Below are 1,379 nucleotides of genomic sequence, written 5' to 3'. Positions count from 1 at the left end.
CCCCGTTCACAACTAGGGGTATAAAATTCACTGACTGCATACATGACTTCAGCATCATCCGTCAGGGTTTGATAGCCATGGGCAAACATCTCAGGCACATATAACGCGCGTCCATTCTCTGAAGTTAGCTCTACGCCAATATGCTGAAGGTAGGTCGGAGAGTCAGGCCGCAAGTCGATTATGACATCGTAGACTGCCCCTCTGGTGCATCGTATCAGTTTAGTTTCAGTGGCAGGGGCCACTTGATAGTGCATTCCCCGTAGCGTGCCCTGTTTGTGGTTAAAGGAAATGTTGCACTGGGCGATCGTGGACTTTAGGCCATGCTCTTCAAACTCCTTGGCACAGAAGCCCCGCGCAAAATAACCCCTGGCATCGGACTTTTTATCTAAATCGATGATGAACGCTCCGTGGAGCTTAGTTTCCTCAAAGAGCATAGTGGTAATTCGGTCGCAATGATAATTAGGAGGCCAAGGTTAGGGATGGTACTGGAGTGATTTCGGCGGTAGCAGGAGATTCCAGGGCTTGGAACCGAGCAATTTGTGATTCCGTAAGTTGGCGCATGTCTTGGTGTTGCATATAACCTCGGTAGAATTCAACAATCCAATCCAGCGCAGTTGCCAGAGAAGTTTTGGGGTACCAATTCAGCCGCGACTTCGCTTTAGAGCAATCTAGTTTCAGATAGGTAGCTTCATGGGGATGATGGGCTTGATCTAGCTCCCACGAGGCTCCTTCGCCCCAGAGCTTGGTGAGACGATCAACAATCCAGGAAACGGGTTTGGCATCGCTATCTTCGGGACCAAAGTTCCACCCTTCGGCAAATTCAGGCCCTGATTCCCATAAACGCTCCGCCAACGTTAGATAACCGTTTAATGGCTCTAGCACATGTTGCCAGGGGCGGATAGCATGGGGACTACGAATCAGCACTGGTTGTCCAGCCTGGATAGCCCGCATGATGTCTGGAATTAGACGATCAAGTGCCCAGTCACCACCCCCAATTACATTTCCTGCCCGCACACTAGCCACGGCTGTATGGTGACGATCGAACTCCTGGGCTGAAAAAAACGACTCTCGATAGGCGGAAACCACTAACTCAGCACAGCCTTTGCTACTGGAATAGGGATCCCGGCCACCCATTGGCTCATTCTCTCGATAGCCCCAGACCCATTCCCGGTTTTCGTAGCACTTATCCGTTGTAATTACAACCACAACACGGATGCTATCAGTATAGCGAGCTGCCTCTAGGATATTCACAGTACCCATCACATTTGTGGCATAGGTCTCTACCGGATGCTGGTAGGAATAACGCACCAACGGTTGTGCTGCCATGTGGATTAGGATTTCAGGCTGATGGCTAGTCATCACAGCTTGAAACTTATCTA

Annotated in this window: 2 protein-coding genes; both read right to left on the bottom strand. The window is 50.2% G+C overall.

Annotation, left to right across the window (positions count from 1 at the left end; translation table 11 throughout):
- On the bottom strand, positions 1-434 hold a 434-nt coding region (locus tag NZ772_19035), incomplete at its 3' end, for a dTDP-4-dehydrorhamnose 3,5-epimerase family protein (protein MCS6815653.1).
- 25 nt (positions 435-459) lie between these two features.
- On the bottom strand, positions 460-1,379 hold a 920-nt coding region (gene rfbG, locus NZ772_19030), incomplete at its 5' end, for a CDP-glucose 4,6-dehydratase (protein ID MCS6815652.1).

Source organism: Cyanobacteriota bacterium (assembly GCA_025054735.1).
Classification (GTDB): Bacteria; Cyanobacteriota; Cyanobacteriia; order SKYG9; family SKYG9; genus SKYG9.
This window is presented reverse-complemented; position numbering and strand designations above follow the sequence as displayed.